7 protein-coding genes are annotated in these 9947 nt (G+C 30.8%); 1 reads left to right on the top strand and 6 read right to left on the bottom strand.

Annotated elements, in window-relative coordinates:
- Positions 1–133: 133 nt before the first annotated feature.
- Positions 134–1033, bottom strand: a complete 900-nt coding sequence (locus DWX29_RS08845) for a Precorrin-6B methylase 2 (RefSeq protein WP_118565669.1) — start codon at positions 1031–1033, stop codon at positions 134–136.
- On the bottom strand, positions 1033–2025 hold the full coding sequence (gene add, locus DWX29_RS08840; RefSeq protein WP_118565668.1) for an adenosine deaminase: 993 nt from the start codon (positions 2023–2025) through the stop codon (positions 1033–1035). Before add ends, DWX29_RS08845 begins: the two co-directional genes overlap by 1 nt.
- 340 nt (positions 2026–2365) lie before the next feature.
- Here add and DWX29_RS08835 point away from each other — a divergent pair, with 340 nt between their 5' ends.
- Positions 2366–5137: an ABC transporter ATP-binding protein/permease gene (locus DWX29_RS08835; protein WP_118565667.1), complete on the top strand. Its 2772-nt coding sequence runs from the start codon at positions 2366–2368 to the stop codon at positions 5135–5137.
- A 99-nt stretch (positions 5138–5236) separates the two neighbouring features.
- Here the strand turns inward: DWX29_RS08835 and DWX29_RS08830 are convergent, their stop codons facing one another.
- The 4 genes from DWX29_RS08830 to DWX29_RS08815 form a co-directional block, all read right to left on the bottom strand.
- Positions 5237–6370 carry a DHHW family protein gene (locus tag DWX29_RS08830; protein WP_117910710.1) on the bottom strand — a complete coding sequence of 378 codons (1134 nt, stop codon included), beginning with the start codon at positions 6368–6370 and terminating at the stop codon, positions 5237–5239.
- A gap of 104 nt (positions 6371–6474) precedes the next feature.
- Positions 6475–7887 carry an MBOAT family protein gene (locus tag DWX29_RS08825; protein ID WP_022088084.1) on the bottom strand — a complete coding sequence of 471 codons (1413 nt, stop codon included), beginning with the start codon at positions 7885–7887 and terminating at the stop codon, positions 6475–6477.
- Positions 7888–7901: 14 nt separating this feature from the next.
- On the bottom strand, positions 7902–8396 hold the full coding sequence (locus DWX29_RS08820; protein WP_118565666.1) for a DUF4358 domain-containing protein: 495 nt from the start codon (positions 8394–8396) through the stop codon (positions 7902–7904).
- 98 nt (positions 8397–8494) lie between these two features.
- Positions 8495–9685, bottom strand: a complete 1191-nt coding sequence (locus tag DWX29_RS08815; protein ID WP_118565665.1) for a transglutaminase-like domain-containing protein — start codon at positions 9683–9685, stop codon at positions 8495–8497.
- Positions 9686–9947 lie beyond the last annotated feature (262 nt).

Here is a 9947-nt window from a genome sequence, read left to right as displayed (position 1 = left end):
GTTTCGATAGCAAATTAAATTTGCTATCGAAACAGCATCTTATATTAAATATTATATATATTACCAAGGCCAAAAGATATAAGCCCTCATAAGTTTGCTCATAAGTGTATGCAATGCCTTGATACCTGCCCATTTATTCACCTGAAATTATCCATGGTGCAGGCTGTGCAACAAATACACTGTCCTTATCTGTCTTTGAAACAGATATCTGCATTACTTCAGACAAATTAACTCCATGTTTCTTGAATAAATATGGAATATCTGAAAGTATATCAAGCTCTAAAGTATATATTATAATTTTCATATCCGGATTTATCTTTTTAAGTGTTACAATATCCTGCTCAATTGTATCCTTTTGTGCAACTAGAAAAGCAAGTCTTGGAACCGGCTTATCCTTTAATGTTTCTTCTGTTAAATCCGATACTATTTCTACATTATGTACTCCAAATTTTGCTGCATTTTCTTCCATTGATGCAAGTGAACCTTTATCTCTTTCAACAGCAATTACCACACCTTCATATGCAACCATTGATGCTTCTATTACAATACTTTCACCACTGGCAATAAGTACTGTATCCCTTACATCCATTTCTAACTTATTCATAATTACGGAGCGGATTTCGTGTCCAACATATTTTACACTACCTGTTGAAAAGTTTTCATTTTTCATTCCAAATATCATAGACTCACGTGTATTTTCATTTACTACAAAAATAACTGTAGGTCCACTTATATTTACATCCATGAGTTCAAATACTTTACAGTGTTTCATTTCACCCGGCTCATATCCTTGTCCGTAATACATTTCATAATCGCCGTATCCTGCTTCCCATAATTTATAAAGCATATTTTCATTTGTTTCATCAGCAAAAATCAAAACTCTCTTATGAGTTGCTATTGTTGCCAATACATTTCTTCTTTTGCTGCATGTATTTAACAACTTAATTTTTTCCGGACTTATCTGCAACATATCTGCAATATATCCCATCCAATCCAACATCTGCTTGCTGGAAAATTCTACTTTTTCTGCCATTATTGTACCTCCATTAGTTGTTTTTTAATCTTATTTTTAGCAAATGAATATCTTACTGCATTTGCATAAATTTCACTTTCTTCATTATCCGTAATGTCAAATTTATTTCTTATTAAGTTCATCTCATGCCCCATGTCCGTTCCACATATTGCCATATCATCTGTATTAATTGTAACAGGAATTCCTGATTTCATAAACTCTCTTATCGGAAAATCTTCAATCTTTTCAATTGCCTTTGTCTGCAAATTACTTGTAGGGCACATTTCCAAACATATTTTTTTCTCTGAAAGTGTTTTTATAAGTGCCAAGTTCTCTACACTTCTTACTCCATGTCCTATTCTTTTTGCGCCAAATTCAACTGCTTTTTTTACACTTTCTGCGCCATCGGCCTCCCCTGCATGTATAGTAAATGGTACATTTAATTCGTTTGCAAGTTTAAAAACATCAATAAATTGTTCTGTTTTATATAATGCCTCAGCTCCTGCTAAATCCAGTGCAACTACTCCGTAATCTTCACTGCTTTCTTCATTTATCAAATATTCTTTTGCAAGTTTAACTGTTTCCAAATTCTGTTCTCTATTATCAGCCATTCTCATGCAACATAAAATAAGATTACATTTCAAATCAGACTTCTTTAATCCATCCAAAGCACTTTCAATAACTTCCCTCATAGTCAAACCTTTATCCATATGAAGTTGTGGTGCAAATCTTATTTCCGCATATACTACACCTTGTCTTTTTATGTTTTCCTGAACCAAATAAACAGCTCTCGCTATTCCTTCTTTTGTCTGCAGTAAACTACAAGGTAATTTAAAGCATTCCAAAAACTCATTTAAACTTCTACAATCTTTAGAAACCATAAGAGCTTTTTCTAATTCACGTTCGTCTTTATATGGAAGTTTTATTTTCTGCAATGCTGCCAAATCTTTTGCTATATCAGGCGTAATTGCTCCATCTAAATGAAGATGCAACTCAATATATCTTTTTTTCATATCCGCACCTATCCTTTAATATATAATGCCCCTCCCTTTTGTCAGTGGCTGTTTAGCGTAAACACTTATTAAAATGAACTTCATTCATTTTGTTTCCTCTTTTCTTTAATTATACTCCTAAATAATTATTTGTTAACAAAATATTGTTATTTTATTTATAAACTATAGTTATGATATTATTGGGTTTTGTATAAGAAAATTTATTATTTTTTGGCGGGCATAAATTTTAAAGAATACTCTTATATAGACATAACATATTTATAGGATTTTAGCTTTGTCTTTTTTATAATTGATATATATAAATTACCCATACATCTACTTAAAAATCTTAGGAGGATTTATGCTGCAAATTAAAAATATTTCAAAAAAATATACAACTGGTGATTTTGTGCAAACTGCCCTCAATAATGTGAGTTTGAATTTTCGTGACAATGAATTCGTTGCAATCTTAGGGCCTAGCGGTTCCGGTAAAACTACATTACTTAATATCGTTGGAGGTCTTGACCGATATGATACCGGAGATTTGATTATAAATGGAATTTCCACAAAAAAATACAAAGATAAAGACTGGGATTCTTACCGAAATCATACTATAGGATTTGTATTTCAAAGTTACAATCTTATACCTCATCAATCCATTTTATCAAATGTTGAATTGGCGCTTACAATTTCAGGAATTTCAAAAAAAGAACGCAAGGAAAGAGCTAAGCAGGCTCTTACGGATGTGGGGCTTGGTGAACAGATTCACAAACGTCCAAATCAGCTTTCAGGTGGTCAGATGCAACGTGTTGCAATCGCCAGAGCTTTAGTTAATAATCCTGATATTTTACTTGCTGATGAGCCTACGGGAGCATTAGACAGTGACACAAGTGTTCAGGTTATGGAACTTTTAAAGGAAGTTGCTAAAGACAAACTTGTCATTATGGTTACTCATAACCCTGAACTTGCAAATCTCTATGCAAACAGAATTGTCAGAGTAAAAGACGGTCATATATTAGATGATTCTAATCCATTTGAACTTAATGACAAAAAAATAGCTCCGCCCGAGCATAAAAATATGGGTAAATCGTCAATGTCGTTCTTGACTTCTCTTGCCCTTAGTTTTAATAATTTAAAAACCAAGAAAGGGAGAACATTTTTAACTGCATTTGCAGGCTCAATAGGAATTATTGGAATTGCATTAATATTATCGCTTTCAACAGGTGTCAATCAATACATCACTGATATTCAAAAGGATACCATGACTTCATATCCAATAACCATAGAACAAAAAACATTTGACCTTTCCAGCATGATGAATGCCGGCGAACAGGCTTCTAAAAAGAAAGTTAATCATAAATTAAATGCTGTTTTTTCAAATGGAACAGATATTATGATGACAAGTAAAATGGCAACAAGTATTAGCGAAAATAATTTGACTGAATTTAAAAAATATCTTGATAATAAGGACAGTGAAATCAACAATTATGTTGGTGAAAACGGAATAGTCTATTCTTATGATGTTCCATTTTCTGTATTTTCTTATGATTCAGACAATACTCTTGTAAATACTAATGGAAGCACATTTTCAAATTCTAATTCTAATACAAGTTCAATTGCCCAGATGAATGGCAGTATGTCAGTCTCAATGAATGCGGATATGAGCACTTCTATGAGCACCGATATGATGACAGGAAATATGAATAGCAGTCCATTTACTGAAATGTTATCCGGCAAAAATGATGAACTCGTAAGTAATGTCATAAAAGATAATTATAAAGTTGTATATGGTGACTGGCCTAAAGCTTATGATGAAGTTGTTCTTGTTTTAGATAAAAATAATGAAGTATCACTTACTACTCTTTATTATCTTGGGCTTTTACCATCAAAAGATTATAAAGATATTTTAAAGCAAATTAATAAAGGGGAAGAAGTCAATCCGGAAACTTCCAAGATATCATATGAAGACATATGTAATCACAACTTTTATTTAATTGCGGATAGCGACCTTTATCAGAAAAATAAATCTGATTTATTTAAATATGTTGGCAATGACAATAATAAAGTTGAAGAATTACTAAAATCAGGTATTACTTTGAAAGTTTCAGGTATCATCCGACAGACTTCAGATGACTCATCTAATATTCAAATATCAGGAAGTGTTGGCTACACTAAGGCTCTTACTAATTATTTAATTAATTATGGAAATAAAAGTGATATTGTTAAAGCTCAAAAAAATAGTCCTGACGTAAATGTATTAAACGGTTTACATTTTAATCCGGACAATGACAGTATAAAAATTGATGATGCCAAAACTTATTTGTCAAACCTTTCTACATCAGACAAAGCAAATATGTGGAAATCCATGGCAATGACTGCATATGCTGATTCTCCTGAGCAGATTCAAATGCTTGATTCAATGACTGAAACCCAGTTAGCTGCCATGCTTGATTCATATTTAGAGAATCCTAAAGATGAAGAAATGCTTTCTATATATGATAACTATATAGATGTTGGAAGCTATGATGATAATATGAAAAATTTTGGATACGTAAGCCTTGGCGCTCCTTCATCAATTAGCATTTATGCTGATACATTTGAAGATAAGGATTCAATATCTGATTGTATTGACAAGTATAATAAAGATGTAAAGGACGATAAGGATAAAATAACATATACTGATTACGTTGCTTTACTTATGTCAAGTATCACTACAATTATTAATGTAATAACTTATGTATTAATTGCTTTCGTTGCAGTTTCTCTTATAGTTTCATCTATTATGATTGGTATTATAACTTATATATCTGTACTTGAAAGAACAAAAGAGATTGGTATTCTTCGTGCAATTGGTGCATCAAAGAAAAATATTTCTCAGGTATTTAATGCTGAAACATTTATTATAGGACTATTCTCCGGAATGATAGGTATAGGAATAACCTGTCTTCTACTGCTTCCTATAAATGCAATTATTCATGCAGTTACAGACTCAACTAATGTAAATGCATTTTTACCTGTTCAAAGTGGAATTATATTAATTGTTTTAAGTGTTATTTTAACGTTGATTGGCGGATTTATTCCTGCTAAAAATGCAGCAAAGAAAGACCCTGTTGCAGCGTTGAGAAGTGAATAAATTAATTCTTAAAATATCTGTGATTTATATATATGATAAACACTTTTATACTAAAGCCCGGGGCGTTGTCCACACTCCGGGCTTTAAGTATATTTCAAACTAAAACATCATCTTTACCAAATTCTTATCTTTCATAAAATTGCTCATTTCATATAAAACAAGCACATCTGTTATATTATTAGATTGTACAATACTTTGAAGATTTCCACTAAAATATCTGTAATCCACAATTGTAATTGTCTTATAATCTTTTAATAAAAATGGTGTAAAACTATTTGCATATGAATCTTTTATTATTAACAAATTTTTATCGTTATTTGCCTCATTGTTTTCAATACTAACTACACCATAATTTCCACCAAAGAATACCTGGTATTTATCTTTTTCTTTTAATTTATCTATATGGTAAATTTCTGATTTTTTACCATTAATCATCACATTACATTGGGGAATATTTTCTGCTATTTCTATCGAATCGCCTTTTTTCTTTTTATCAAGAACCTTTGAATATAATGTTCCATAAAATTTATCTGTCACATTTTTCATTTTCAAATTTTCATAAGGTTCACTTTCTATTCCCGCCGCTTTACAAAATTCATTATAAGCAATAAATGCACCTTTAGTTGTCCAATGGTGGTCTGTCTTATAATAAATATAATCTTTCGATAATTTCTTCAACGCGTCATATGTGTTTACGATTTGAGTATTATTGTCTGCATTATTTGTAAATTCCTTTTCTGCTATTTTTTCATAATAATTATAGTCGTAAACATCTGCATGTTTTGGTAATTTATCAGTTAATATATTTCCGGAACCAGGAATTAACATTACATAACTTTTAAGTTCTTTATTTTTATTAAAAAATGTATTTATGTATCTTATATTATTTTTCAGCTGTTCTTCACTCACATCTTCATTCGTTATTTTTTCAAGATAATAACCATCTTTTCCAATGTAAGCTCCTTCTATATCCTTAATTCCCGTTAACTCTTTAGCCACGCTCCTTAAAGTAATCAATTTTTCTCTTTCAGGAATCTGGTCACTAATAAAATTTTCTAATGACTTTTGAAAATCAGTATTTTCTATATTGCTTAAACTAATTTGGGGTCTTTCCTCTAAATATCTGTTTTCATTCTCCGAAAAGCTTCTATCCTTTGTGGCAAAAATCTCTATTCCCGTTCCGGCAAGAATAAGTACCATCACAATGACAAATATACAATTTATTTTTCTCATATTTTCACCTTTTAATGTTCTTCTAACAAGACTTACATATTAATACTAATTTTTTCTTATAGTATAAACACATATCTCTATTAAAAATATACTTACCCTTTCCTTTAAAATCTAAAATATAAAAACGGGTTATATGAATCTCCTACTAAAAATGCAACACATATAAAGAACAGAATTAAACATGCCACATTACTTACAATTAATTTAACATTATTTGAAACATTCATTTTAATTGCAACCTGACCTACAATATATTTTGGTAATTTTGTGCTTGCTATAGCTGCAATTATTAAAATAACTGCGTATGATCCTATATAATATAAAGACATTTCTCCAAGAAACGGAGTTTTAATTCCAAACATTGCCTTAAAGAATGTACCCATTTCTGACATGTCAGTACATGCAAATATAACCCAGCCACATACTATTAAAATCAATGAATAGATATGTTTTAAAATATTTGGGCATTTATTTAACACTTTTTTTAACACAAATTTTTCCAAAACTAAAATTATAAAGAAATATAATCCCCAACAGACAAAATTCCAACCTGCACCATGCCATAATCCTGTTAAGAACCAAACTATAAATAAGTTAAATATCTGTCTTGGAACTCCTTTTTTATTTCCACCAAGTGGTATGTACAAATATTCTCTAAACCATGTTCCAAGAGTCATATGCCACCTGCGCCAAAACTCAGTAATGCTTTTTGACTCATATGGATAGTTGAAATTTTCAGGAAATTTAAATCCAAACATTTGCCCTAAGCCAATTGCCATATCCGAATACCCTGAAAAATCAAAATAAATTTGAAAAGTATATGCGATAGCTCCTACCCATGCCATTGATGTAGTGATTGAAGACATTGCCGATATTTCGTCCCATAAATTTCCGACCTGATTTGCTACGAGTATTTTCTTAGAAAGTCCAACAATAAATCTTCTAAAACCATTTGCTATGTCATCTATATTTTCATTTCGTCTGGCTATCTGATTTTCAACATCACTATATCTTACAATCGGTCCTGCTATCAATTGCGGGAACATGCTCACATACATTCCAAAATTTATTATATTGTGCTGAACTTTAACTTTTCCAAGATAAACATCTATTGTATAAGATAATGTTTGAAATGTATAAAATGATATACCTATCGGAAGGGCTATCTGCAATAATGATACAGATGCACCAAATAAATTATTTATATTTGTAATTACAAAATCCGTATATTTGAAAAATGCCAGTATTCCCAAATTTACAAATACCGACATTATCATTACGATTTTGCAGATTTTTTCATTATGTTTTTTTCTAAATGTTTCTATCAGCATTCCATTACAATAGTCAAATGCTGTTGAGAAAATCATTATTCCAACATATATCGGTTCACCCCATGCATAAAAAATAAGGCTGAATACAAATAGTACTGTATTTCTTAGCTTTCCAGGGCATATATAATATACTGCCAATACGATAGGCAAAAATAAAAACAAAAAAACTCCGCTGCTAAATACCATATATTTTTCCTTTTTTATTTAAAGCTATCTTCAAATGCTTTCTTTATTTCACTTGCATTATCACTTACAATTAAAACAGCATAATCATCTTTAACAAATATCTGTGCATCATTTGCTCTGTCTACCTGTGTTGGGTCATAAGTTTTGTAAAATGAAATTCTGTCCTGAATATGTTTTTCAAGGCTCTTTTTTGCTTCATCTACGTCTTTGCTGTTTTTAACTCTGATAACAGCAACCTCTTCAGCCGTTCCTTCCTGTGCATAATCTAAAAAATATTTGTCAACCTTACTGTAATCCATATCCGAAAGATACGCAAATAAATCTTTTGTATTATCTGAATCAGAATTTACTGCTAACATTGTTGGCATATCTGTGTCTGCTGCCATCATTGTTTTTTCAAGTTTAGTCATATCTATTTTATTATTGTTATTTCCACATCCAACCAACTGAATTGCAAATACACACACTAATGCAATGTTAAATATTTTTTTAATAAACTTATTTTTCATATTAATATTTCCAAGGTGCCATTACAGCACCTTGGACTCCTCTCATTAAAATCTTTTATGTTACCAGAATCAAAAGACCTAAGTTCACATAAGTTTTCTTATTCAGCTGCTACTGATTCGCTTTCATCAGCTGCTCCTTCATTTAAGATTTCATTCTCTATTGCTTCATCTGATGAACCAATTGTTCTTGAATTACTTGTTATGTCTCCTAAATCTTCGTCTTCCATTCCTGACATTTCTGCAAAATCACTAAAAGCTTTATCTACAGCTTTGTTAATCTTCTCAGTAACCTTATCTGATAAATTATCCATAGCTGATGTATCGTTATAAGATGAGATATATACAGCCATTACTTTATCGCCATTGTCTGCATCAATCAAATTAGCTGATAAATTATAACTATCTGTAACATAATTTGAAATCGACTGTACAATTGCATTTATTATGCTGACTTTTTCATCATCTACATCCTGTCCTAAATTATAAGCGAGAAAATATTTCTTATCTTCGATTGCTTTTTTTATTTTCTTTGGAAGTTTATATACATCATCTAATTTTTCATTATTCACTACTGCGTAGTTATATTTTGTTCCTGTTGCTGCCGGGAAGAAATCTGTATTCCATTCATAATTGTCACTACATTCTTTATCATTCATATTAAAATGTGAATAATTTGGACTTCCTGCATCTGAATAAATATCTGTATGATACCATTCACCATCAAGTTTTACTTCATCCCATGAATGGATTCTGTCAGTTGTATGTACTACTTTACATTCAATATCCATCATCTGCATAAATAATCTGAAAGTTGTTGCATATCCTACACAAACCGCTGTTTTAGATTTTAAAACACCATTTGGAGTTGCTGCATTCTGACCTGATGTTGGAATTACAGACATCATTCCTGTATCATTCTTTATATTTTTTACCATCCAATTGTACACAGCAAGTTCTTTTTCATAATCTGACATTCCATCTGTTATTATTTCATCAAGAACTTTCTTAGCCATATCAAGAGTATCTTTATCTTCTTTATTTAAAGAATCTTCTCTTCCTTCTTTATATGCATCAGAAATATTTTTTGTTGATTTAATTGTGTATTCGTCAGCAATAACAACATCATCTTCCTGTGCCACATCCTCATCTTTTGCAAGGGTACTGTCAACACTTGTCTTTAATCCACTGACTTTATTAAACATTACAGCACTTAATGTAATACTTGCTCCCATTCCTACTACCAGTACAGCTAAAATACACCATACTGCAATCCATTTTTTCTTTTCCATGATTTACTCCTTTTTTGTAATCTGAATTTTAGATAACGCGGTCAAAAATCTAAATCCACAATGTATCTTTTTTCTAACCCAATTGTATATATGATGCCAAAGTCAAAAGTTCTAAGTCCATATGAGCTTGCTCATAAGTTGGTAACTTTTGGCTACGACATTATTATAGTCTTGTAATAATACATATATTGTTATGAAAATTTTTAATATTTTCTTAAGTACCTATAACAATGTTATTGCTTCTATTATAAATTTTGTAACT

Source organism: Eubacterium sp. AF19-12LB (assembly GCF_003479125.1).
Lineage (GTDB): Bacteria > Bacillota > Clostridia > Lachnospirales > Lachnospiraceae > Eubacterium_U > Eubacterium_U album.
This window is presented reverse-complemented; position numbering and strand designations above follow the sequence as displayed.